Below are 22,933 nucleotides of genomic sequence, written 5' to 3'. Positions count from 1 at the left end.
CGTGAATGCTGCACATCTTATGGAGTTCGCCCGTCGATGACAACACGGGCAGTTGATAATCAATGGCCTGGCCCCCACATTCATATCCTTACGAATGATTTTTTTCTGGTCTTCAGAGCAGCACAGGACAGCAATGAAGCGACTTAAAAATGAACTTAATGCGCTGGTGAATCGGGGTGTCGACAGACATCTGCGCCTCGCCGTAACCGGACTAAGCCGCAGCGGCAAAACAGCGTTTATCACTGCGATGGTCAATCAGTTGCTCAATATTCACGCCGGAGCACGCTTGCCGCTGTTAAGCGCGGTGCGTGAAGAGCGCCTGCTGGGCGTAAAACGCATTCCTCAGCGTGACTTTGGCATTCCGCGCTTCACATATGATGAAGGACTGGCGCAGTTATATGGCGATCCTCCCGCCTGGCCGACGCCAACGCGCGGCGTCAGTGAAATCCGCCTGGCGCTACGTTTTAAATCGAACGATCCGCTGCTACGCCACTTCAAGGACACCTCCACGCTGTATCTGGAGATTGTGGATTATCCCGGCGAATGGTTGCTCGACCTGCCGATGCTGGCGCAGGACTATTTAAGCTGGTCACGCCAGATGACGGGCTTACTCAATGGTCAGCGCGGCGAATGGTCGGTCAAATGGCGAATGATGTGCGAAGGGCTGGACCCGCTAGCGCCTGCCGACGAAAACCGGCTGGCAGACATTGCCGCCGCGTGGACCGATTATCTCCACCACTGTAAACAGCAGGGGCTGCACTTTATTCAGCCTGGGCGCTTTGTCTTGCCGGGAGATATGGCAGGTGCGCCCGCGCTGCAATTCTTCCCGTGGCCGGATGTCGATGCCTGGGGCGAGTCCAAACTGGCGCAGGCCGATAAGCACACCAATGCCGGAATGCTGCGCGAGCGGTTTAATTATTACTGCGAGAAGGTGGTGAAGGGGTTCTATAAGAATCATTTTCTGCGCTTTGACCGCCAGATTGTGCTGGTTGATTGCCTGCAACCTCTCAACAGTGGGCCACAGGCATTTAATGATATGCGTCTGGCACTGACGCAGCTGATGCAAAGTTTCCACTACGGGCAGCGTACCTTGTTCCGGCGTTTGTTTTCGCCGGTTATCGATAAGCTATTGTTTGCTGCCACTAAAGCGGACCATGTGACCATCGATCAGCACGCCAATATGGTTTCATTACTGCAACAACTGATTCAGGATGCCTGGCAAAATGCGGCGTTTGAAGGGATTAGTATGGATTGCCTGGGGCTGGCCTCGGTGCAGGCGACCACCAGCGGCATTATTGACGTCAACGGCGAGAAAATTCCGGCATTGCGCGGTAACCGGCTCAGCGATGGTGCGCCACTCACCGTTTATCCCGGTGAAGTTCCTGCGCGTTTGCCCGGTCAGGCGTTCTGGGACAAGCAAGGGTTCCAGTTTGAAGCGTTTCGCCCGCAGGTGATGGATGTCGACAAACCGCTGCCGCATATTCGTCTTGATGCCGCGCTTGAATTTTTAATAGGAGATAAATTGCGATGACCGAACCGTTAAAACCACGTATTGATTTCGACGGTCCGCTGGAGGTCGATCAGAATCCAAAATTCAGGGCGCAGCAGACCTTTGACGAAAATCAGGCGCAAAATTTTGCCCCGGCCACGCTCGATGAAGCGCCTGAAGAAGAGGGGCAAGTTGAAGCGGTAATGGATGCAGCGTTACGTCCGAAACGCAGCCTGTGGCGCAAAATGGTGATGGGCGGGCTGGCTCTGTTTGGCGCAAGCGTTGTCGGGCAGGGTGTACAGTGGACAATGAATGCCTGGCAAACTCAGGACTGGGTGGCGCTGGGTGGATGTGCCGCTGGGGCATTGATTATCGGCGCTGGCGTAGGTTCTGTGGTAACAGAGTGGCGGCGCTTATGGCGCTTGCGACAGCGCGCCCATGAACGCGACGAAGCGCGCGATTTGTTGCACAGCCACGGCACGGGCAAAGGCCGCGCATTTTGCGAAAAACTGGCGCAGCAGGCGGGTATTGATCAGTCTCATCCAGCGCTGCAACGCTGGTATGCCTCAATCCATGAAACGCAAAACGACCGTGAAGTGGTCAGTTTGTATGCGCATTTGGTCCAGCCAGTTTTAGATGCCCAGGCGCGGCGCGAAATCAGCCGTTCGGCGGCGGAATCAACGTTGATGATTGCGGTCAGCCCGCTGGCGTTGGTCGATATGGCGTTTATCGCCTGGCGCAATCTGCGTTTAATTAATCGCATCGCCACGCTGTATGGCATTGAACTGGGGTATTACAGCCGTTTGCGTCTGTTTAAGCTGGTATTGCTGAATATCGCTTTTGCCGGAGCCAGCGAACTGGTGCGCGAAGTGGGGATGGACTGGATGTCGCAAGATCTCGCTGCTCGTTTGTCTACCCGCGCAGCTCAGGGAATTGGTGCTGGACTTCTGACGGCACGACTCGGGATTAAAGCTATGGAGCTTTGCCGCCCGCTGCCGTGGATTGACGATGACAAACCTCGCCTCGGGGATTTCCGTCGTCAGCTTATCGGTCAGGTGAAAGAAACGCTGCAAAAAGGCAAAACGCCCAGCGAAAAATAATGCAATATCGGGTGCTGACCGGATATCTTTACGCCGAAGTGCCCGTTTTTCCGTCTTTGTGTCAATGATTGTTGACAGAAACCTTCCTGCTATCCAAATAGTGTCATATCATCATATTAATTGTTCTTTTTTCAGGTGAAGGTTCCCATGCGTCTGGAAGTCTTTTGTGAAGACCGACTCGGTCTGACCCGCGAATTACTCGATCTACTCGTGCTAAGAGGCATTGATTTACGCGGTATTGAGATTGATCCCATTGGGCGAATCTACCTCAATTTTGCTGAACTGGAGTTTGAGAGTTTCAGCAGTCTGATGGCCGAAATACGCCGTATTGCAGGTGTTACCGATGTGCGTACTGTCCCGTGGATGCCTTCCGAACGTGAGCATCTGGCGTTGAGCGCGTTACTGGAGGCGTTGCCCGAACCTGTGCTCTCTGTCGATATGAAAAGCAAAGTGGATATGGCGAACCCGGCGAGCTGTCAGCTTTTTGCGCAAAAATTGGATCGCCTGCGCAACCATACCGCCGCACAATTGATTAACGGCTTTAATTTTTTACGTTGGCTGGAAAGCGAACCGCAAGATTCCCATAACGAGCATGTCGTTATTAATGGGCAGAATTTCCTGATGGAGATTACGCCTGTTTATCTTCAGGATGAAAATGATCAACACGTCCTGACCGGTGCGGTGGTGATGTTGCGATCAACGATTCGTATGGGCCGCCAGTTGCAAAATGTCGCCGCCCAGGACGTCAGCGCCTTCAGTCAAATTGTCGCCGTCAGCCCGAAAATGAAGCATGTTGTCGAACAGGCGCAGAAACTGGCGATGCTAAGCGCGCCGCTGCTGATTACGGGTGACACAGGTACAGGTAAAGATCTCTTTGCCTACGCCTGCCATCAGGCAAGCCCCAGAGCGGGCAAACCTTACCTGGCGCTGAACTGTGCGTCTATACCGGAAGATGCGGTCGAGAGTGAACTGTTTGGTCATGCTCCGGAAGGGAAGAAAGGATTCTTTGAGCAGGCGAACGGTGGTTCGGTGCTGTTGGATGAAATAGGGGAAATGTCACCACGGATGCAGGCGAAATTACTGCGTTTCCTTAATGATGGCACTTTCCGTCGGGTTGGCGAAGACCATGAGGTGCATGTCGATGTGCGGGTGATTTGCGCTACGCAGAAGAATCTGGTCGAACTGGTGCAAAAAGGCATGTTCCGTGAAGATCTCTATTATCGTCTGAACGTGTTGACGCTCAATCTGCCGCCGCTACGTGACTGTCCGCAGGACATCATGCCGTTAACTGAGCTGTTCGTCGCCCGCTTTGCCGACGAGCAGGGCGTGCCGCGTCCGAAACTGGCCGCTGACCTGAATACTGTACTTACGCGTTATGCGTGGCCGGGAAATGTGCGGCAGTTAAAGAACGCTATCTATCGCGCACTGACACAACTGGACGGTTATGAGCTGCGTCCACAGGATATTTTGTTGCCGGATTATGACGCCGCAACGGTAGCCGTGGGCGAAGATGCGATGGAAGGTTCGCTGGACGAAATCACCAGCCGTTTTGAACGCTCGGTATTAACCCAGCTTTATCGCAATTATCCCAGCACGCGCAAACTGGCAAAACGTCTCGGCGTTTCACATACCGCGATTGCCAATAAGTTGCGGGAATATGGTCTGAGTCAGAAGAAGAACGAAGAGTAAGCGCGAATATGCCTGATGGTGCAACACCATCAGGCATATTAAATTATGCTTTCAGTACAGCCAGAGCTGCTTCGTAATCCGGCTCGGTGGTGATTTCATCCACCAGCTGGCTGAAAATCACATTGTCATTTTCGTCAATAACCACAACGGCACGCGCTGCCAGACCTTTCAGTGGGCCATCAGCAATTGCCACACCGTAGGCTTGCAGGAATTCAGCGTTACGGAAAGTGGAGAGGGTGATAACGTTGTTCAGACCTTCTGCGCCGCAGAAACGAGACTGGGCGAACGGCAGATCGGCAGAAATACACAGCACAACGGTGTTGTCGATCTCGGTTGCCAGTTGGTTAAACTTACGTACTGATGCGGCGCAAACTCCGGTATCAATACTCGGGAAAATGTTCAGCACTTTGCGTTTACCCGCAAACTGACCGAGGGTGACGTCAGACAGATCTTTTGCTACGAGAGTAAAAGTCTGCGCTTTGCTACCCGCCTGCGGGATGGAATTGGCGACTGTAACCGGGTTGCCCTGGAAATGAACGGTTTGTGACATGATTATCTTTCCTGTTTACATATAGTTAACGTCACACCTAGTTTATGCTAACTGTCAATAACACAGCAAACGCTATTTGCGCTTAATCCGCAGACCACCGCGACAACAAGGAGTAAAGATGAGAACCGTTAAGGTATTTGAGGAAGCCTGGCCCTTACATACCCCGTTTGTGATTGCCCGGGGAAGTCGCAGTGAAGCGCGCGTGGTGGTGGTTGAACTGGAAGAAGAGGGTATTAAAGGCACCGGCGAATGCACGCCGTATCCGCGTTATGGAGAAAGTGATGCCTCGGTAATGGCGCAAATTATGAGCGTCGTGTCGCAATTAGAGAAAGGGCTGACACGGGAGGAGTTGCAAAAAATTCTCCCTGCCGGCGCAGCACGTAATGCGCTGGATTGTGCATTGTGGGATCTGGCCGCGCGAAAACAGCAGCAATCGCTGGCTGATTTGATCGGCATAACGCTTCCCGAGACAGTTATCACTGCACAGACGGTAGTCATCGGTACGCCTGATCAGATGGCCAATAGTGCATCAACACTCTGGCAGGCAGGCGCGAAATTACTGAAAGTGAAGCTGGATAACCATCTTATTAGTGAGCGGATGGTGGCAATTCGCACAGCTGTGCCCGATGCGACGCTGATCGTTGATGCAAATGAATCCTGGCGTGCAGAAGGGTTGGCGGCGCGTTGCCAGCTATTGGCGGATTTAGGCGTTGCGATGCTTGAACAACCCCTTCCTGCGCAGGACGATGCGGCGCTGGAGAATTTTATTCATCCGTTGCCGATTTGTGCTGATGAGAGTTGTCATACACGTAGCAATCTGAAGGCGCTGAAAGGGCGCTATGAGATGGTTAACATTAAGCTCGATAAAACCGGTGGTCTGACGGAAGCGCTGGCGCTGGCGACTGAAGCGCGTGCACAAGGTTTCAGTCTGATGCTGGGCTGCATGTTGTGTACCTCTCGTGCCATTAGCGCCGCTTTACCGCTGGTGCCGCAGGTCAGTTTCGCCGATCTTGACGGACCGACCTGGCTGGCGGTAGATGTGGAACCGGCGCTTCAGTTCACGACGGGCGAATTGCATCTTTAGGATGCCAGCGCAGCAAGTTTGCCATCGCAAAGAGATATTTTTCGCTGGCTTCGTCGGAGGAGATGGGCGGAAACTCTGCGGTGATGCAATGCAAGTTGAGATCTGCACACCAACTGCCGAAAGAGCCAGGCGTTTCATAACCGACGCTGGTTACCAGAGGCAATTCAAACGCCTGGGCCAGCCATTCGCCTAATTCGCTGTGTCTGGGATCTTCAATACAGGCCAGTGGATCGTGGAATGAGACCACCCAGGCAGGTTGAATGCGGTGTATAAGCTGGCACAGCGCCTGGGTTTCAGGTTCTGAGCCAGGTTTGTCACCTGTCAGTAATACGACATCACGTTCTTCAGCGGCGCTGTTCCAGCGATAAACCGTTTCACCTTCCTTCCAGTTCGCCGCCGGAAAGTTTCTGTTTAAATCCACACCATTAGCATTGGCCCGTAACCCCAGCTGGCAGCCGTCAGGATTCACACACAGCACCACATGATGGCGGCGCAAAGAAGGTGTCAAAGTCCGCAGAGCACAGGAGAGCGTGACGACCGAAGAGTTTTCATCACCGTGAGTGCCAGCCAGAATCAAACCACTTTCGCGACTGGCTGCAGGGGCAGGAAACCAGATTAACGGCGCGCCCAATAATGAACGTCCGTAATGTTCTGTTCCGGGCGGAAATGCGCCGCGTTCGGCGCGTGGGCGGTTTACGGTCATGATCGTCTCTGGTTCAGGAAGTATTACAGGCAGTGTTGTGCAAATTTTGCGGATTATCAAATCCTTTTCTTCAACGCTATGTCATCGATCTTGTATCACTTTTTTGCCGGAAGTTGTTTGCATTTTTATTGATGTGCAGATATTAGAATTATGCTGACTTAGATGTAAGTCGTAATGTTATATACATGGCGTATTTTATTCTTACTGGTTCTACACATGTTAATCGCATCGGATTGATCAGTTCACCTTAATAAGTTTAATAAATCGTACTGCACATAGTACATTACGATGGTAACTATGTAATTGATTTACATGAATAATGGCTTGTCACCATCAGTCACGGGTTGATTGATACCTATATTATCACCAATGTGTTTCTCAGGTTTATCGATGATATCTGTGATTAATGCTGCGACACTCTTACGTGATACGATCGTACCTTTGAATGGTTCATTGCGTGAGGTAAGCTCATAATCAATAATATCTTCATCAGTCAGCCAGGCAGGGCGAAGAATTGTATATTCCAGTCCAGAAGCCTCAATTGCATCCGCAGCCCTGCGGAATGGTTTTAGGGGCTCACCAATAACTGCATTATTCCATTCGCCAAATTTTCCTGGAACTTCATCATAAATACCGAGGGAAAGAACAAAGATCAGACGTTTAACATCACAGGCTTTCATCGCAGCGATCACTGAATTTGCCTGAATATCTAAATCTTCCCCCGTAAGGTTGGCATACACAACGTCCTGTCCCTGCATGGCCTGCTTCAGTGCTGCATGATTCAGTACATCTCCCATAATAATCTTGCTATTAGTTGGATAGGGTTTGTGGATTTTTGCTGGCTGACGGGCAAATAAAGTTTGTTTAATGGTTTGTTTATCTGCCAGTTGATTAATCACATGGCGGGCTATCTGACCGCCAGCACCAAGAATCAGTACATTTTTCATAATATTTCTCATGAAACTTATCCCAGATGGGTGTTGAAAAAAGGAATAACTTTTTCCAGCGCCTCCTGAACTGCTTCCGGTTTGTCATACAGTTCATAATGTGAGAAATCGGGTAATGAAACTAACTGACGATCCTGCGAAACCATCGCCCGGCCATAGACTTCCAGTCCATCACGATAAGCACCGAAGGCACCGACTTTTTCACCAACTACTACCATCACCGGCTGAGTCAGTAACACTTCAGTAAATGCGAAGGCATCCCAGGCCAGCGTTTTCTGTGCATGTGAGAACAACATTTTTGTCGCACCTCCCGGTTGTTGCCCGCGTGGTGTTTTATAGTAGTCAGTTGCTTCATAAACATCGCGTTCGGTCAGTCCATGGGCTTTTGCTGCATCCAGGCTGGCGGGAAGTAATTCGTTGATCTGTAATTCTCCACCACGAGCCTCTTTGGTTCGTTGCGACGCCATTGCATTCAATGCGCCAATCGGATCGTAATTGCTGAAACCTTCCCGAAAAAGACGCCCGATATTAACACCCGTAATACTCACTACTGCTTTAATTCGTTTTTCTGTCAGCGCGGCATTAATGGCATAGCCACCACCCCCACACACTCCCAGCACGCCAATACGTTCAGCATTAACATATGGCAGAGTTACTGCATAATCGATAACACGGCTAATATCCTCTACGCGCTGTGTCGGATCTTCTATCCAGCGAGGCTCCCCACCAGATTCTCCCTGGAAACTGGCGTCATAAGCGAGAACGAGATAGCCTTTTTCAGCCAATGCTTTGCCATAGATATTGCCAGACGTCTGCTCCTTACAACTGCCAAAAGGATGGACGCTGATAATCGCCGGATACTGTTTTGACTCATCAAAATTTGGTGGAAACTGAATATTGGCAGCAATATGCCAGGCCATATCACTATTGCGGATTTGAATATGTTTCATTACAGAGTTTCCTCAAAGAACGGAGCTAATACTGAAATTGCTTCAGCCACATAGGCTTTGCCGTCATAAAGATCCATATGGTTTGCGCCTTCAACAATGTGATAGCGTTTATCCTGGCTTGATGCCCGATCGTACAGGTCGTCACTCATCCATTTGCTCCCTGCCTGGCTGCCCGCCACAATCTGCATCGGCTGAGTCAGGTACACTTCCGCCATATGGTAAGCATCATAGGTAATAATCTGGTTAAGGCTGCGCAAAGTAGCGTAACCCGGTGCTGTTGGATACTGCGCGCGAGGGGTGTGGTAATACTCCCAGGCCTGACGCAGTTCTTCGTTCGGCGCATCGGACTCCTTCATTGGTGCCAGTGGCATAACGGCATATTCTCCGCTGCTAATATCGCTGGTTCGGGCGTTTGAACCCGCTTCAACGTATGGCAGGGCATCAATAGATTTCACATTGTTTTCCCAACCATTACGGAACATCGAACCAATATTGACCGCACTAACGGTACCGATGGCCTTGATGCGGCGATCCTGAATTGCAGCATTGGCTGTATATCCTGCACCGGCACAAATTCCCATCGCACCAATTCGGGTATTGTCGACATAAGAAAGCGTTGTCAGGTAATCAATCACGGCACTGATGTCTTCAGTACGAATGTATGGGTTTTCTAACTGACGCGGCTCGCCGCCACTTTCACCTTGATAAGATGCGTCATAAGCAATAGTGACAAATCCCTTTTCCGCCAGTTTTTTGGCATAGGTTCCGGCCGTTTGTTCTTTAACGCCCCCACCTGGGTGAGATAACACAATTGCCTGATACTGACGGGTTTCATCAAATTTTGGAGGGAAATAGATCACTGCAGACAAAGAGATGGTTGGATTATTGCTGTTAGTGAAGCTGACTTTATTATTCATCATTCCGTTCCTCATGGAGTTGTCGGTTCGTTTTAACGGTTGGTGATATCACTATAGATATTGATCATTAAGTTGATTAGACCCAAAATCATGATTAGACCTATCATTTAAATGATTAATAGATTGCATGGAGATACTGAATGAAGCGTGAAGAAATCGCTGATCTGATGGCGTTTGTCGTCGTTGCAGAGGAGCGTAGCTTCACTCGTGCAGCAGCCCGCCTGAGCATGGCGCAGTCAGCTTTAAGCCAGATAGTGCGTCGTATAGAAGAACGATTGGGATTGCGGCTTCTGACGCGAACCACGCGCAGCGTTGTTCCAACTGAAGCGGGCGAGCATCTTTTGTCTGTTCTTGGCCCTATGTTGCATGACATAGATTCAGCCATGGCATCCCTGAGCGATCTGCAGAACCGCCCATCCGGGACAATACGTATTACTACTGTAGAACATGCAGCAAAAACGATATTGTTACCAGCAATGCGCACATTCCTGAAATCGCATCCTGAAATTGATATTCAGCTCACCATTGATTATGGTTTGACCGATGTCGTTTCTGAACGTTTTGATGCAGGCGTCCGTCTGGGTGGGGAGATGGATAAAGATATGATCGCCATTCGAATCGGGCCAGATATACCAATGGCTATTGTTGGCTCACCGGATTATTTTTCTCGCCGAAGTGTTCCAACGTCAGTGTCACAATTAATAGATCATCAGGCAATTAATTTGTATCTTCCCACATCGGGTACAGCAAATCGCTGGAGATTAATACGCGGTGGACGTGAAGTTCGTGTTCGCATGGAAGGTCAGCTTTTACTGAATACGATAGACCTGATCATTGATGCTGCAATTGATGGGCATGGATTGGCGTATCTACCTTATGATCAGGTTGAGCGGGCTATTAAAGAAAAAAAACTGATACGTGTTTTGGATAAATTCACACCAGATTTACCCGGTTATCACCTGTACTATCCACACCGTCGACATGCTGGCTCGGCATTCTCATTATTTATAGATAGGCTGAAGTATAAAGGTGCTGTTTAGCACTACTTGCTGATACATTAATTTAATTTCTCTCTTAACGTATTCTCAGTTCCTTTCAACGTTTTGGTTATTTTTTATTCTTCGTACAATGGCGACAGATGCTGATTTTGATACCGAAAACTGGTTTGAACGTGCGAAGCCTGAACGTAGTGTTCGGTGTTCTATGTGCTTTGCCGCATTTTGGCGTCGATTATTTACACTAAATCTGATTTAATATATTGATACATAAAACATTTTATGCTTCCTGTGTCACTTTTTTGATGGAAGTTGTTTGCATTTCTTTAAGGCGAAACAAATAATTACGCATCAATTTTAATGTCGGTTAGAGGGAAACTTATGAAGCACTCTGTTTCAGTCACGTGTTGTGCGCTGTTGGTCAGCAGCATTTCTCTTTCGTATGCTGCAGAAGTTCCGAGCGGCACAGTACTGGCAGAGAAGCAGGAGCTGGTGCGCCACATTAAAGATGAGCCTGCGTCGCTGGATCCCGCTAAAGCCGTGGGCCTGCCAGAGATTCAGGTCATTCGCGATCTGTTTGAAGGACTGGTGAATCAGAACGAGAAAGGGGAGATTGTCCCCGGCGTTGCGACTCAGTGGAAAAGTAATGACAACCGTATCTGGACTTTTACCCTGCGCGATAACGCAAAATGGGCGGATGGCACACCGGTAACGGCGCAAGATTTTGTCTACAGCTGGCAACGTCTGGTGGACCCGAAAACGCTATCGCCATTTGCATGGTTTGCCGCGCTGGCGGGAATCAACAACGCACAGGCGATTATTGATGGTAAAGCTACGCCTGACCAGCTTGGCGTCACCGCAGTTGATGCCCATACCTTGAAAATTCAGCTTGATAAACCGTTGCCGTGGTTTGTGAATTTAACCGCTAACTTTGCCTTCTTCCCGGTGCAAAAAGCCAACGTAGAAAGCGGTAAAGAGTGGACGAAACCCGGAAATCTGATCGGCAATGGCGCTTATGTTCTTAAAGAACGCGTAGTCAATGAAAAACTGGTCGTGGTACCGAATACCCATTATTGGGATAACGCCAAAACGGTACTGCAAAAAGTGACCTTCCTGCCAATTAATCAGGAATCCGCAGCCACTAAGCGTTACCTCGCGGGGGATATTGATATCACCGAATCCTTCCCGAAAAATATGTATCAGAAGCTGTTGAAGGATATTCCGGGGCAGGTTTATACGCCGCCGCAGCTCGGGACCTATTATTATGCGTTTAACACGCAAAAAGGGCCGACGGCAGATCAGCGCGTTCGTCTGGCATTAAGTATGACGATAGATCGCCGCCTGATGACCGAAAAAGTATTAGGGACGGGCGAAAAGCCAGCGTGGCATTTTACACCAGATGTTACCGCCGGATTTACGCCGGAACCTTCGCCGTTTGAACAAATGAGTCAGGAAGAACTGAATGCGCAGGCAAAAACTTTGTTGAGCGCAGCTGGTTATGGTCCGCAAAAACCGCTGAAGCTGACGCTTTTGTATAACACTTCAGAAAACCATCAAAAAATTGCGATTGCTGTAGCATCGATGTGGAAAAAGAACCTTGGCGTAGATGTTAAATTGCAAAATCAGGAATGGAAAACCTATATCGATAGCCGTAACACCGGCAATTTTGATGTTATCCGCGCCTCATGGGTGGGGGATTATAATGAACCCTCCACTTTCCTGACATTATTAACGTCAACGCATTCAGGAAATATTTCACGCTTTAACAATCCGGCATACGACAAAGTTCTGGCCCAGGCATCGACGGAAAATACCGTTAAAGCGCGTAATGCCGATTACAACGCGGCAGAAAAAATCCTCATGGAGCAAGCACCGATTGCACCAATTTATCAATATACCAATGGACGATTAATCAAGCCGTGGCTGAAAGGTTATCCCATTAATAACCCGGAAGATGTGGCGTACAGCCGGACTATGTATATTGTGAAGCATTGATGTGATGGGAACTGGCGTTACCCTTGTGGATAACGCCAGTGATGTCTGATTTAGCGCCCCTGTTCCTGCGGTGTAATGTTATCCATATACAGCGTCTGGCTGGGGAAGGCAAAGTCCGCGCCGTGTGACTGCACAATATCGATAATCTTCAAATAAACGTCTTGCTGTGCAGCAAGCCATTCAGCCCATACCGTGGTTTTGGTAAAGCAATAAACCATAATATTCAATGACGAGTCGGCAAACTGGTTGAAATAAACCAGTAAGGTTTGTCGCTGGTCGATGGCCGGGTGATTTTTCAGCATCTCACGTACGGCTTCGACAATAACGCCCACTTTTGCCGCATCCTCATAACGTAAACCAATGGTCGTGGTAATGCGGCGGTTGGTCATTCGTCCTGGGTTTTCTACGCTGATCGACGAAAACAGCGAGTTCGGTACGTACAATGGACGATTATCAAAGGTCGTAATTTTGGTAATTCGCCAGCCAATTTCCGCTACTGTACCTTCGATATTTCTGTCCGGTGAACGGATCCAGTCGCCAATACTGAAAGGACGGTCGAAATAGAGCATGATCCCGGAAAAGAAATTACTCAGAATATCTTTACCGGCCATACCGACAGCCAGACCACCAATACCACCAAAGGTCAGCAAGCCAGAAAGGCTCATGCCGAAATGTTCGCCATAAAGCAGAACAAGCACCACAATAATGGTGATTTTGATAATGCGCGACATAATCCGCGCACTGGTGATATCGCGACCTTTTTTAATCTGCTGTTTTTCAAACTGATTAATCAGCAAAAATAGCTTAATCGTCAGAATAACCGCAATCAGGGACGTACAGATAAAATCGATAACGCCTGGGGTGATAAATTTGAGTTTATAGTTTTCTATAACATAATTAATAATGCTACCAACAGCACTGATAATTATGGTGTAGATTAAAAATTGCACCGCATGGAATAAAAAACCTTTTCTTTTACGATTTCCGCGGCGAAACCAAAAGCTCATCAGAATCAATGCTGCGCAGCTACCGAAAATAATGACCAGATTAAGCGCATTATTTGTAAACAGTTCAGCGATCATTGTTTTATCAGGCTCCTCCAGATAATTGTCGTCATGCCGGAAACCCCTGGCGGGGCTATTTTACCGCGACAATTCATTCAGATCATCAATAGTCAGGGAAGGAAGTAGCAACATTAGCTAACTAATCAATGCGTTGATTGTAAATCCAGCTAAGAGGTGAGGTTTTCAGAGCAGACAACGGTGAAATGTCATGGTATTGTTACGTTTAGGTAACAAGAAATTTGTCTGCACAAGGATTACATCATGATTATGGCGAAACTGAAGTCAGCGAAAGGGAAGAAATTTCTCTTTGGTTTGTTGGCGGTTTTCATTATTGCGGCGTCGGTTGTGACTCGCGCGACTATCGGCGGCGTTATAGAACAGTACAATATTCCGCTGTCTGAGTGGACGACATCAATGTATGTGATTCAGTCATCGATGATTTTTGTTTATAGCCTGGTCTTTACTGTGTTGCTGGCAATCCCGTTGGGAATTTATTTCCTTGGCGGCGAAGAGCAGTAAGTAAAAAATAGGCCCGATAACTCGGGCCTTGTCAGTTATTGAAGAGTCGTTAATCGTCTTCTTCGTCATCCAGTTCAACGGGTGTCTGATACTGGTCAGGTTTAATGACCAACAGATCGCAGCGAAGATGATCAATCACCTGTTCCGCCGTGTTGCCGAGGAATGCTGCTGAAATACCGGTGCGTCCTACCGTGCCCAGAACCACAATCCCCGCCTGTAAGTGCTCCGCCAAATCAGGAATCACCTCTTCTGGCAGACCTTTTTCTACGTGCGTCATGTTTTCATTAATGCCGAATTTCTGCCGCAGAGCTTTCATTGCCAGCAAATGTTGCCCACGAATGGCATCGTTATAAACGCTCGGATCAAATTCCGGCAGTTCAATCGCGATATTAATTGGCGTTACCGGATAAGCGCCAACCAGATGAACTTCGGTATGGTTGACTTGTTCTGCCAGTTCGATCGTCTCTTTGACCAGTTTTTCATTGAGCGCATTATGATACGGCTCTTCACTGGCGAGATTCACCGCCACCAGCGCCTTGCCTCCTTCCGGCCACGGCTGGTCTTTCACCATCCACACCGGGCTTGGGCATTTGCGTAACAGATGCCAGTCCGTTGGCGTAAAAATCACCGCTTCCAGACGGTCATGTTGGTGCGCCATTTTTAGCACCAAATCGTGCCCGCCGCTGATCACTTCCTGAATGATGGCTTCGAAGGGACGGTTATGCCAGACCACTTTAATTTCAATGGGAACGCCAGCATTGAGATAATATTTTGCCTGCTCGTGGATCCAGGCTGTACGCTGGCTGATGACGCCCTGACGCATAGCGGTACGTTCGTCCGGGGAGAGCAGGGTGGTCATTTCGTATGAGAAGTCATAGATCGGCAAAAAGGCTTTAATTTTGCCACCAATCCGTTGATGTAAATAAACAGCTCGCCGCAATGCTGGTTGGTCGTCCTGGTTAGGATCGATAACAACGAGCATGTTCTGATACATAGCCATACAGGGTCTCCTTACAACAACTGTCAACGCAGTTTGTAATTAAAAGATTAACCCATATCTGGTGAATGAAACAGTGATGAACCTTCTGCCAGATCAATAAATCAGAAAAATTTAATGATATGACAGAAGGATAGTGAGTTATGCGGAAAAATCAGGCAACGTTACGCGTATGACCAGCAAGCTGGGCCAGCGCATCGTTATTTTCGATGGTGATGTATTTACCTTTGACTGCCAGCATACCGCTTTTCTGGAAGCGACCCAGCAGACGGCTGATGGTTTCTACCGTCAGGCCCAGATAGTTACCGATATCGCCACGAGTCATCGTCAGGCGGAATTCACGAGGGGAGAAGCCGCGTTGGGCAAAACGACGGGACAGGTTGTAGATGAATGCAGCCAGACGTTCCTCGGCATTTTTCTTCGACAACAGCAGGATCATGTCCTGATCGCCTTTGATTTCACCGCTCATCAGACGCATCATCTGCTGACGCAGATTCGGCATTTTACCAGACAAATCGTCCAGCGTTTCGAACGGGATTTCACATACCATCGAGGTTTCCAGCGCCTGCGCGAAGCTCGGGTGATGGCCGCTGCCGATGGCGTCAAATCCCACCAGGTCGCCTGCTAAATGGAAACCAGTGATTTGCTCGTCGCCTTGCTCAGTGATGGTATAACTTTTAATCGTACCGGAGCGGATGGCATAAAGCGATTTAAGTTCATCACCAGCCTTAAACAGCGTCTGGCCTTTCTGAATAGGCTTCTTCCGCTCAATGATATTATCAAGCTGATCAAGCTCATGTTCGTTGAGTGTGAACGGGATGCAAAGCTGGCTGATGCTGCAATCCTGGCAATGGATAGCACAACCGCCAGACTGAATGCGCCGTATAATTCGCTTTTCCGGGATCATAGGTCTGCTCAAGCCGTAATTGATATTTGTCAATTTTAACATCTTTTTAGGGAGCAAGTAAGTCTAAGCAAACCTTAACAGCAGAGAATTCCGATATTAGATGTAAATATATGTCTATCTATTTGAAAACCCTTAAGTTGTTAAGGGTAACTTTACATAAAAGTGTGAACAAGCTGGCACAAATTGTTTAATGTTTACAGCAAAAGATAACCTTCGTGGCGCAATAACCACTCTTTTCGCTGAACTCCGCCTGCATATCCGGTCATGGTGCCGTTTCGGCCAATAACCCGATGGCAAGGTACGACGATGCTGATGGGATTCGATCCGTTTGCCGCACCAACGGCACGCGCCGCGCCAGGGCGGCCCAATTGTTCAGCCAGTTGGCCGTAATGCATTACCTGCCCGCAGGGGATAGTGCGTAGAGTTTTCCAGACTTCGCGCTGAAATGGCGTCCCCCCTGTGGCAGTGGGAAGCGTATCAATAATGCTAAGATTACCGGCAAAATAATCACGAAGCTTGTCGCTTAAACCGCCTGGGTTGGTGGCAGAAATGCGCTCATAGCCTTCTTTGCGATAATGGATGTCCAGCAGCTGCACCATGCGTTCGCTGTACTCTTCCCATTCAACCGCCCGCAGGCGAAATTGCTCATCGCAAATCACCCACAGTGGACCCAGTGGCGTGGCAATTTTTTCTTCAAGTAATCTCAGCATCCGTTCTCTCTTAAGACAAACGTGGGTAAATCCCCGGACCTATCGGCAGACCAACAAGATACCACGCCAGCAACATCAGCAGCCATACCACCAAAAAGATAAGCGGATAGGGCAAGACTAACGAATAGTAAGTACCCAGTTTCGCGTCTGGTTTGTAGCGTTGCAGGAATCCAAGAAACAGTGGAACAAAAGGAGATACCGGCGCTAAAGGCAATACGGATGAGTCGGCAATACGAAAGAGGATTTGCGCAAATGCCGGGTGAAAGCCAAGTAGCATAAACATTGGTACGAAAATGGGGGCCAGAATCGACCAGATTGCGGAACCGCTGGCAATAAACATGCATAAGAAAGAGGAAAGCAACGCCAGACCGACAAACGCCGGGATGCCGCTAAGCCCTGAACTTTCAAGTACATCGGTCAGCCCCACGGCGATGAATTTCCCCATGTTGCTCTAGTTAAACATGGCGACAAACTGGGCGAGGGGAAAAACCATCACGATAAATCCCGCCATCTCTTTCATCGGTTCAATCATTAAATGCGGTAAATCCGCCTGACGTCGAATTGTGCGGGTAGCGATGCCATAAGCCAGCGAAACCACAAAGAAAAAAAGAATGATTAGTGGCACGATACCTTTAATAAAGGGTGATGGCATCACGGTGTGATTAATCGGATCGCGCAATATCCCGTTTTCCGGGATCACCATCAGCGCGATCGCAGCAATAAAAAGTAGCGATACGACACCTGCTATGCGTAAACCAAAACGCTGACTTTCGGTCAATGTCTGCAGTTTCTCATCGCTGTTTCCCTGCCATTGACCTAACCGTGGCTCGATGATTTTGTCGGTTATCAAGCCGCCAACAATCGTCAGTACGACTACGGAGCTGGCCATAAAATACCAGTTATCAATTACACTGACGTGCATTTGCGGATTGAACGCAGCCGCCGCTTCCGTGCTGATCCCCGACAGCAACACGTCGGTTGTGACAATCAGTAAATTAGCCGTAAAGCCGCAACCTACGCCTGCAATGGCAGCCAGTAAACCTGCAACTGGATGCCTGCCCACCGCCAGAAAAATCAGCGCACCCATCGGTGGCATGATCACTAACGCCGCATCGGAAGAAATGTGGCTGAAAAAAGCAATAAACAGCACCATATAACTGGCGTAGCGGGCATTAACATGCGATGCCATTTTAACCATTAGCGCTGGCAGTAAGCCGACGCGCTCCGCTAGGCCGGCACCTAAAACCAGCGCCAGGATCGCTCCAAGTGGAGCAAAACCGCTAAAGTTTTTAATCACATTGGGTAAAAACCAGTGTAATCCTTCCACACTGAGCAGGTTTTTCACCACCACCGGCGTACCATCGGTCGGGTTTTTCGCACTGACGCCAAAGGCTGACAAAATTGCCGTCGTCACCATGAGTACGATTATCAAATAGATAAAGAGCAAAAAAGGATGGGGAACCTTGTTACCAATTCTTTCGACCCAGCCATAGAGCTTCCCGGATTGGGAGGACGACGGTATGGATGACATACTCATGGGCATTCCTCGGTTGTTGTGTTTGCGTTGTTGTTATTTTAAAGGTGACGGTGTCACGTTTTTCGGGATAGGGCAGTGATACGGTTGCGTGTCCGTAACTTGCTGATGCTCTTGTTGGCATTCTTGCAATAGCCCTGAATCAATGAAGAGATTGACTGTGGTTGCTGCCATAGTTTTCGCCGCCAGCAGCATTCCTTTATGAGCAATAGATGTTCGCCCCTGGCTAACCAGTTGCCACGTATGTAGCGGTGTACCGACGGCAAAACAGGGGCTGAAACACTGGGCAACAGGCAGTTTCCAACTGACGTCGCCGACATCAGTCGATGCCGCAAGCACGTTATCGGTGGCGGCATATGGAGCGACCTCATTCGCCAGTACCGTTTCACGATGACGTAGTGCAAAAACCTTGCCGTTTTCGCCACCGGTTGCGGCGATATTATTCAGACTGTTTTGCCGATCGTTGGGGGTGAGCGTAGCCTGAATTTGTTTCGCAAAAGCCAGTTCTTCGGAGTTCCATTCCGGGGTACCAAAATGGGATAGGGCATGGTACATGGCATTTTCTAAGGTGCGATTCGGGAGATAACTGGAACAGGCTTTGTCGAAGCGGCATTCAACCGTGGTTTCGGTCATCAATGCCGCACCTTCGGCGATTTTGGCGACCCGATCATAAATATGCTGCACGTCGGTCATTTCGGGGGCACGGATAAGATAAAGCACTTCTGCCTGCGCCTGGACCACGTTGGGCGAGATCCCGCCGCTATTTGTGATGGCATAGTGTACGCGCGCTTTTTCAATAATATGTTCGTTGAGGAAGTTGGTGCCAGTGGTCATCAACGTTACGGCATCAAGGGCGCTGCGTCCCAAATGAGGGGAATTCGCGGCATGTGCTGCGATCCCTTTAAAGCACCATGATGCCTGAATGTTTGCCAGCGTGCGGGTATTGAACATGCCGGCAAAGGCTTCCGGGTGCCAGGTGAGTGCCGCATCCACATCATCAAATACCCCCTCGCGGACCATGAACGTTTTACCCGAGCCGCCTTCTTCGCCAGGACAACCATAAAAGCGCACTGTGCCGCCTTGCCCATATTGTTCCAGCCATTTCTTGACGGCTATTGCAGCGGCAAAGGCGGCGGTTCCCAGCAAATTGTGTCCGCAACCGTGACCATTTTCACCGGGCGTCGCGGATGTAGGTTGCGCGCAACCAGCTTGCTGACTTAAACCTGCTAGGGCGTCATATTCTCCCAGCAGGGCGATAACCGGTTTGCCTTGACCAAACGAAGCAATAAATGCATTTGGGATATTGCCTACGTTGCGGGTAACGGTGAAGCTTGCAGATTCCAGCGCCGAAGCCAGATGCTCCGCTGACCAGAACTCTTCAAAACGTGTTTCTGGATGATCCCAGATTTGATCGGCAATATCGGTATAACGTTGGCGATCGGCTTCAATCGCATCGTCGATAAAACGATAGATTTCCTGCATCAGATACCTCGCGTCCAGGGAAAATTGAGCGCGGTGCGCGCCAGCGTTTCGACGGCAATAGCGAGAACCTGCTCGTCAAAATCGAATTTTTCGTTGTGATGACCTGCCGCCAGCTGTGTGCCAAACACCACGTAGGAGGCTTGCCCTTGATGTTGCTGCACGCGGGCCATCATTAATGTGGCATCTTCGGAACCCGCAGGCGCTTCAACACGTTCAATGGCCTGATTGACCCCCGCGACCTGAGCCGCCTGACTTTGCAACCATGCGACCCATTGCGGCGAAGGAGAACTGGCGGTAGCTGCACCCATCAGACGAGTTTCAACGCCGACACCATACATGGTTGCTGCGCCCTGAATCGCTTGTTGTGCACGGTCAAAAACATATTGATTAATGACGTCGCTGGCCCCGCGTGTTTCCACTTTCAGCAACGCCGAGGCAGGAACAACGTTACGGCCGCTTCCTGCCTGCATAACGCCCACGTTTACTCTGGAAGCTCCTTCGCTGTGCGGGGCGATTGCATGCAGTGCAAGAGTTGCTTGTGCTGCCGCCAACAAGGCATTGTGACCGTCTTCTGGTTTTGCGCCTGCGTGAGCGGCGGTCCCGGTGAAGTGCGCGTCAAATTTGGTGGTTGCCATAAAATTATCACTGCCGCACACCACGGTGCCCGCAGGTACGCCAGTGCCAATGTGCACGGCAGTAAAATAATCAACATCATCTACGACACCTGCATCGACCATCGCCCGCGCGCCACGCGTACCTTCCTCTGCAGGCTGAAAAATCAGTTTGATGACGCCATGTAGTCCGGACTCGAATTGTTTAAGGGTATGCGCCAGCCCAAGCCCAATGGCGGTATGTCCATCATGACCACAGGCATGCATCATTCCGGCGTTACATGACGCAAAACCGTCGCGGTAGGGGCGATGGCTGACATCCTGCTCTTCACTGAGATCCAGCGCGTCCATATCGACACGGAAAGCCATCACCGGACCGGGGCGACCGGTATCCAGGGTGGCGACGATACCAGTGAAACCACCTTCAAAAACCGCAATCCATTGTGCTAGCGCACCCTGTTGACGAGCGCGCTCGAATTCGCGTTGTAGAGTGAGTTCATCAGGTAGTCCCATCCGGCTACTTTCATTAACTACTTCGCGGCCCAGCGCCAGTGAATAGCCGAGCTGCTGCAATTCTTCCGCAACAAGGGTGGCAGTGCGGAATTCCACCCAGCCAGACTCTGCATAGTGATGAAAATCACGTCGCCAGTGCGATAATTTTGGGGCAAGCGAATTAACAAATTGATTCAAAGACTCCATAACCTTTCCCGTCATCAGTAAAAAGTGTGACCCGGTTCACGTAGCGATAGTTTTTACTTATCACTAACTGATTTTTCACAGTTTTAACCGTTCATAAATTACCCTGACACAATCATCTGCATTAAAGTAGATGCCAGTTTCTTTGGTCTGATAAATAACGGTTATCGGTGGCGTCATGGCTTTTCAGGTAAAAATTCATCAAATTCGTGCTTTTGTTGAAGTGGCTCGTCAGGGCAGCATTCGCGGAGCGAGCCGAATGTTGAATATGTCGCAACCGGCACTGAGTAAATCTATTCAGGAGCTGGAAGAAGGATTAGCGGCGCAACTCTTTTTTCGCCGTAGTAAAGGCGTGACGTTAACTGATGCCGGTGAAAGTTTTTATCAGCACGCCAGTCTTATTCTTGAAGAGCTGCGCGCAGCGCAAGAGGAAATTCGCCAACGACAAGGGCAACTGGCAGGGCAGATTAATATCGGCATGGGGGCCAGTATTTCCCGCAGTCTGATGCCAGCTGTCATATCTCGTTTTCATCAGCAGCATCCGCAGGTAAAAGTACGCATTATGGAAGGGCAACTGGTGTCGATGATTAATGAATTGCGTCAGGGAGAATTGGATTTCACCATCAATACCTATTATCAGGGACCGTACGACCACGAATTTACTTTTGAGAAATTACTGGAAAAGCAATTCGCGATCTTTTGCCGCCCGGGACACCCCGCCATTGGTGCCCGTTCGATCAAACAGTTACTGGATTACAGCTGGACAATGCCGACGCCACACGGCAGTTACTACAAACAGTTGAGTGAATTGCTTGACGATCAGGCGCAAACGCCACAGGTCGGTGTAGTCTGCGAGACGTTCTCAGCCTGTATCAGTCTGGTGGCAAAAAGCGATTTTCTCAGCATACTGCCTGAAGAAATGGGCTGCGATCCCTTGCACGGACAGGGGCTGGTGATGTTGCCGGTTAGCGAAATTTTACCGAAAGCGGCCTATTATTTGATTCAGCGGCGTGATAGTCGCCAGACACCACTGACCGCGTCATTAATCACGCAATTCCGGCGAGAATGCGGCTATCTGCAAAGTTAAAACTGCATAAAAAAATAGAGTCTGTCGACATCCGCCAGACTCTACAGTACACACAGCAGTGCATCCGCGTCTTAAGTCCGGCATTGTCTCCTCTGCGCCGGTGACTGTGTTATAACGGTTTTAACCTTTAGTTGCCAATTTTCTTCAGTGACAGATTTCACGAAAATATAAGTTACATTATTAATATCGTGAATGAATAATCATGCATAAGCATTTTGCTTAAAATATCGGCAATATTTGGAACTTATTACTGGAATTTTGGGTAATACGTTGTTGGACCGACCCGGTCTGGTTATCATATCGCGCTCTTAATTGCGGGAGGATGTAACATGAACCTTGACGACAAATCGCTGTTTCTTGACGCCATGGAAGATGTCCAGCCGCTGAAACGTGCTACCGATGTCCACTGGCATCCAACGCGTAACCAACGTGCGCCGCAGCGTATCGACACGCTGCAGCTTGATAATTTCCTCACCACCGGATTTCTCGACATCATCCCACTAAGTCAGCCGCTGGAGTTTCGGCGGGAAGGGTTGCAACATGGGGTGCTGGATAAGCTGCGCAGTGGTAAATATCCGCAACAGGCGAGCCTGAATCTTTTGCGCCAGCCGGTGGAAGAGTGCCGCAAAATGATGTTCAGTTTCATTCAACAAGCCATGGCTGATGGTTTGCGTAACGTGCTGATTATTCATGGCAAAGGACGGGATGATAAATCGCATGCCAATATTGTCCGCAGCTATGTGGCGCGCTGGCTGACCGAATTTGATGATGTTCAGGCATATTGCACTGCGCTACCGCATCATGGCGGCAGCGGGGCGTGTTACGTCGCACTACGTAAAACGGCGCAGGCGAAGCAAGAAAACTGGGAGCGCCACGCTAAGCGCAGTCGTTGATCTCGAGACGCATC

At 49.5% G+C, this 22,933-nt stretch carries 20 protein-coding genes and 1 pseudogene; 9 read left to right on the top strand and 12 right to left on the bottom strand.

The genetic code is table 11. From position 1 onward, the window contains the following. Positions 1 to 133: 133 nt before the first annotated feature. From HGD79_RS04525 to tyrR, 3 genes are all read left to right on the top strand, one after another. Complete coding sequence (locus tag HGD79_RS04525; RefSeq protein ID WP_168848314.1) at positions 134 to 1,531, top strand: YcjX family protein; 1,398 nt, start codon at positions 134 to 136, stop codon at positions 1,529 to 1,531. Continuing rightward, on the top strand, positions 1,528 to 2,589 hold the full coding sequence (locus tag HGD79_RS04520) for a YcjF family protein (RefSeq protein ID WP_000138717.1): 1,062 nt from the start codon (positions 1,528 to 1,530) through the stop codon (positions 2,587 to 2,589). The genes HGD79_RS04525 and HGD79_RS04520 overlap by 4 nt, the downstream gene beginning before the upstream one ends. 147 nt (positions 2,590 to 2,736) lie before the next feature. Then, positions 2,737 to 4,278: a transcriptional regulator TyrR gene (gene tyrR / locus HGD79_RS04515; RefSeq protein ID WP_001296763.1), complete on the top strand. Its 1,542-nt coding sequence runs from the start codon at positions 2,737 to 2,739 to the stop codon at positions 4,276 to 4,278. A gap of 43 nt (positions 4,279 to 4,321) precedes the next feature. Here the strand turns inward: tyrR and tpx are convergent, their stop codons facing one another. Then, positions 4,322 to 4,828: a thiol peroxidase gene (gene tpx / locus HGD79_RS04510; protein ID WP_000084387.1), complete on the bottom strand. Its 507-nt coding sequence runs from the start codon at positions 4,826 to 4,828 to the stop codon at positions 4,322 to 4,324. Between the two features lie 118 nt (positions 4,829 to 4,946). On the opposite strand from tpx, the gene ycjG reads away from it, so the two are divergent. After that, positions 4,947 to 5,912 (top strand): L-Ala-D/L-Glu epimerase, encoded by a 966-nt coding sequence (ycjG, locus tag HGD79_RS04505; RefSeq protein WP_001295588.1) that lies wholly within the window; start codon positions 4,947 to 4,949, stop codon positions 5,910 to 5,912. On the opposite strand, the gene mpaA is transcribed toward ycjG, so the two are convergent. The 4 genes from mpaA to HGD79_RS04485 form a co-directional block, all read right to left on the bottom strand. Beyond that, on the bottom strand, positions 5,887 to 6,615 hold the full coding sequence (mpaA, locus tag HGD79_RS04500; protein ID WP_001298805.1) for a murein tripeptide amidase MpaA: 729 nt from the start codon (positions 6,613 to 6,615) through the stop codon (positions 5,887 to 5,889). The two genes, ycjG and mpaA, sit on opposite strands and share 26 nt — an antisense overlap. 308 nt (positions 6,616 to 6,923) lie before the next feature. Beyond that, positions 6,924 to 7,562, bottom strand: a complete 639-nt coding sequence (locus HGD79_RS04495; protein ID WP_000800176.1) for an SDR family oxidoreductase — start codon at positions 7,560 to 7,562, stop codon at positions 6,924 to 6,926. 17 nt (positions 7,563 to 7,579) lie between these two features. Then, positions 7,580 to 8,512, bottom strand: a complete 933-nt coding sequence (locus HGD79_RS04490; protein WP_000680602.1) for an alpha/beta hydrolase — start codon at positions 8,510 to 8,512, stop codon at positions 7,580 to 7,582. Then, a complete protein-coding gene (locus HGD79_RS04485) occupies positions 8,512 to 9,432 on the bottom strand; it encodes an alpha/beta hydrolase (RefSeq protein WP_001298817.1) in 921 nt (306 codons plus the stop codon). The genes HGD79_RS04490 and HGD79_RS04485 overlap by 1 nt, the downstream gene beginning before the upstream one ends. 137 nt (positions 9,433 to 9,569) lie before the next feature. Between HGD79_RS04485 and pgrR the strand changes: the two genes are divergently transcribed. Then, on the top strand, positions 9,570 to 10,469 hold the full coding sequence (gene pgrR, locus HGD79_RS04480; protein ID WP_000817708.1) for a DNA-binding transcriptional regulator PgrR: 900 nt from the start codon (positions 9,570 to 9,572) through the stop codon (positions 10,467 to 10,469). Positions 10,470 to 10,805: 336 nt separating this feature from the next. Continuing rightward, a complete protein-coding gene (mppA, locus tag HGD79_RS04475) occupies positions 10,806 to 12,419 on the top strand; it encodes a murein tripeptide ABC transporter substrate-binding protein MppA (RefSeq protein WP_000683020.1) in 1,614 nt (537 codons plus the stop codon). 50 nt (positions 12,420 to 12,469) lie between these two features. On the opposite strand, the gene ynaI is transcribed toward mppA, so the two are convergent. Then, complete coding sequence (ynaI, locus tag HGD79_RS04470; protein WP_000559901.1) at positions 12,470 to 13,501, bottom strand: low conductance mechanosensitive channel YnaI; 1,032 nt, start codon at positions 13,499 to 13,501, stop codon at positions 12,470 to 12,472. A gap of 243 nt (positions 13,502 to 13,744) precedes the next feature. On the opposite strand from ynaI, the gene HGD79_RS04465 reads away from it, so the two are divergent. Further along, the gene (locus HGD79_RS04465; protein ID WP_000605090.1) at positions 13,745 to 14,002 is read left to right on the top strand and encodes a DUF2534 family protein; all 258 of its coding nucleotides are present in this window, start codon (positions 13,745 to 13,747) and stop codon (positions 14,000 to 14,002) included. A gap of 49 nt (positions 14,003 to 14,051) precedes the next feature. On the opposite strand, the gene uspE is transcribed toward HGD79_RS04465, so the two are convergent. From uspE to abgA, 6 genes and pseudogenes are all read right to left on the bottom strand, one after another. Further along, the gene (gene uspE, locus HGD79_RS04460) at positions 14,052 to 15,002 is read right to left on the bottom strand and encodes a universal stress protein UspE (RefSeq protein ID WP_001262123.1); all 951 of its coding nucleotides are present in this window, start codon (positions 15,000 to 15,002) and stop codon (positions 14,052 to 14,054) included. A 151-nt stretch (positions 15,003 to 15,153) separates the two neighbouring features. Continuing rightward, positions 15,154 to 15,906: a fumarate/nitrate reduction transcriptional regulator Fnr gene (gene fnr, locus HGD79_RS04455; RefSeq protein WP_000611911.1), complete on the bottom strand. Its 753-nt coding sequence runs from the start codon at positions 15,904 to 15,906 to the stop codon at positions 15,154 to 15,156. A 194-nt stretch (positions 15,907 to 16,100) separates the two neighbouring features. Further along, entirely contained in the window at positions 16,101 to 16,616 is a 516-nt protein-coding gene (gene ogt / locus HGD79_RS04450; protein WP_000945005.1) for a methylated-DNA--[protein]-cysteine S-methyltransferase, read from the bottom strand. A 10-nt stretch (positions 16,617 to 16,626) separates the two neighbouring features. Further along, positions 16,627 to 18,153: pseudogene (gene abgT, locus HGD79_RS04445) on the bottom strand (p-aminobenzoyl-glutamate transporter). A 33-nt stretch (positions 18,154 to 18,186) separates the two neighbouring features. Next, positions 18,187 to 19,632 carry a p-aminobenzoyl-glutamate hydrolase subunit AbgB gene (gene abgB, locus HGD79_RS04440; RefSeq protein WP_001156475.1) on the bottom strand — a complete coding sequence of 482 codons (1,446 nt, stop codon included), beginning with the start codon at positions 19,630 to 19,632 and terminating at the stop codon, positions 18,187 to 18,189. Then, entirely contained in the window at positions 19,632 to 20,942 is a 1,311-nt protein-coding gene (gene abgA / locus HGD79_RS04435) for a p-aminobenzoyl-glutamate hydrolase subunit AbgA (RefSeq protein ID WP_000444949.1), read from the bottom strand. Before abgA ends, abgB begins: the two co-directional genes overlap by 1 nt. Before the next feature lie 175 nt (positions 20,943 to 21,117). Between abgA and HGD79_RS04430 the strand changes: the two genes are divergently transcribed. Continuing rightward, positions 21,118 to 22,026 carry a LysR family transcriptional regulator gene (locus HGD79_RS04430; RefSeq protein ID WP_000885467.1) on the top strand — a complete coding sequence of 303 codons (909 nt, stop codon included), beginning with the start codon at positions 21,118 to 21,120 and terminating at the stop codon, positions 22,024 to 22,026. 329 nt (positions 22,027 to 22,355) lie between these two features. Then, on the top strand, positions 22,356 to 22,919 hold the full coding sequence (gene smrA / locus HGD79_RS04425; RefSeq protein ID WP_001046821.1) for a DNA endonuclease SmrA: 564 nt from the start codon (positions 22,356 to 22,358) through the stop codon (positions 22,917 to 22,919). The last annotated feature ends 14 nt before the right edge of the window (positions 22,920 to 22,933 follow it).

Origin of the sequence: Escherichia sp. SCLE84 (genome assembly GCF_012584495.1) — a bacterium.
Classification (GTDB): Bacteria; Pseudomonadota; Gammaproteobacteria; order Enterobacterales; family Enterobacteriaceae; genus ECMA0423.
The sequence above is the reverse complement of the archived record's forward strand: the minus strand, read 5'-3'. Positions and strand labels throughout refer to the sequence as shown.

Coding starts and splice junctions, on each gene's coding strand:
- HGD79_RS04525 (WP_168848314.1), top strand. CDS start 134: ATGAAGCGACTTAAAAATGAACTTAATGCGCTGGTGAATCGGGGTGTC.
- HGD79_RS04520 (WP_000138717.1), top strand. CDS start 1,528: ATGACCGAACCGTTAAAACCACGTATTGATTTCGACGGTCCGCTGGAG.
- tyrR (WP_001296763.1), top strand. CDS start 2,737: ATGCGTCTGGAAGTCTTTTGTGAAGACCGACTCGGTCTGACCCGCGAA.
- tpx (WP_000084387.1), bottom strand. CDS start 4,828: ATGTCACAAACCGTTCATTTCCAGGGCAACCCGGTTACAGTCGCCAAT.
- ycjG (WP_001295588.1), top strand. CDS start 4,947: ATGAGAACCGTTAAGGTATTTGAGGAAGCCTGGCCCTTACATACCCCG.
- mpaA (WP_001298805.1), bottom strand. CDS start 6,615: ATGACCGTAAACCGCCCACGCGCCGAACGCGGCGCATTTCCGCCCGGA.
- HGD79_RS04495 (WP_000800176.1), bottom strand. CDS start 7,562: ATGAAAAATGTACTGATTCTTGGTGCTGGCGGTCAGATAGCCCGCCAT.
- HGD79_RS04490 (WP_000680602.1), bottom strand. CDS start 8,512: ATGAAACATATTCAAATCCGCAATAGTGATATGGCCTGGCATATTGCT.
- HGD79_RS04485 (WP_001298817.1), bottom strand. CDS start 9,432: ATGATGAATAATAAAGTCAGCTTCACTAACAGCAATAATCCAACCATC.
- pgrR (WP_000817708.1), top strand. CDS start 9,570: ATGAAGCGTGAAGAAATCGCTGATCTGATGGCGTTTGTCGTCGTTGCA.
- mppA (WP_000683020.1), top strand. CDS start 10,806: ATGAAGCACTCTGTTTCAGTCACGTGTTGTGCGCTGTTGGTCAGCAGC.
- ynaI (WP_000559901.1), bottom strand. CDS start 13,501: ATGATCGCTGAACTGTTTACAAATAATGCGCTTAATCTGGTCATTATT.
- HGD79_RS04465 (WP_000605090.1), top strand. CDS start 13,745: ATGATTATGGCGAAACTGAAGTCAGCGAAAGGGAAGAAATTTCTCTTT.
- uspE (WP_001262123.1), bottom strand. CDS start 15,002: ATGGCTATGTATCAGAACATGCTCGTTGTTATCGATCCTAACCAGGAC.
- fnr (WP_000611911.1), bottom strand. CDS start 15,906: ATGATCCCGGAAAAGCGAATTATACGGCGCATTCAGTCTGGCGGTTGT.
- ogt (WP_000945005.1), bottom strand. CDS start 16,616: ATGCTGAGATTACTTGAAGAAAAAATTGCCACGCCACTGGGTCCACTG.
- abgB (WP_001156475.1), bottom strand. CDS start 19,632: ATGCAGGAAATCTATCGTTTTATCGACGATGCGATTGAAGCCGATCGC.
- abgA (WP_000444949.1), bottom strand. CDS start 20,942: ATGGAGTCTTTGAATCAATTTGTTAATTCGCTTGCCCCAAAATTATCG.
- HGD79_RS04430 (WP_000885467.1), top strand. CDS start 21,118: ATGGCTTTTCAGGTAAAAATTCATCAAATTCGTGCTTTTGTTGAAGTG.
- smrA (WP_001046821.1), top strand. CDS start 22,356: ATGAACCTTGACGACAAATCGCTGTTTCTTGACGCCATGGAAGATGTC.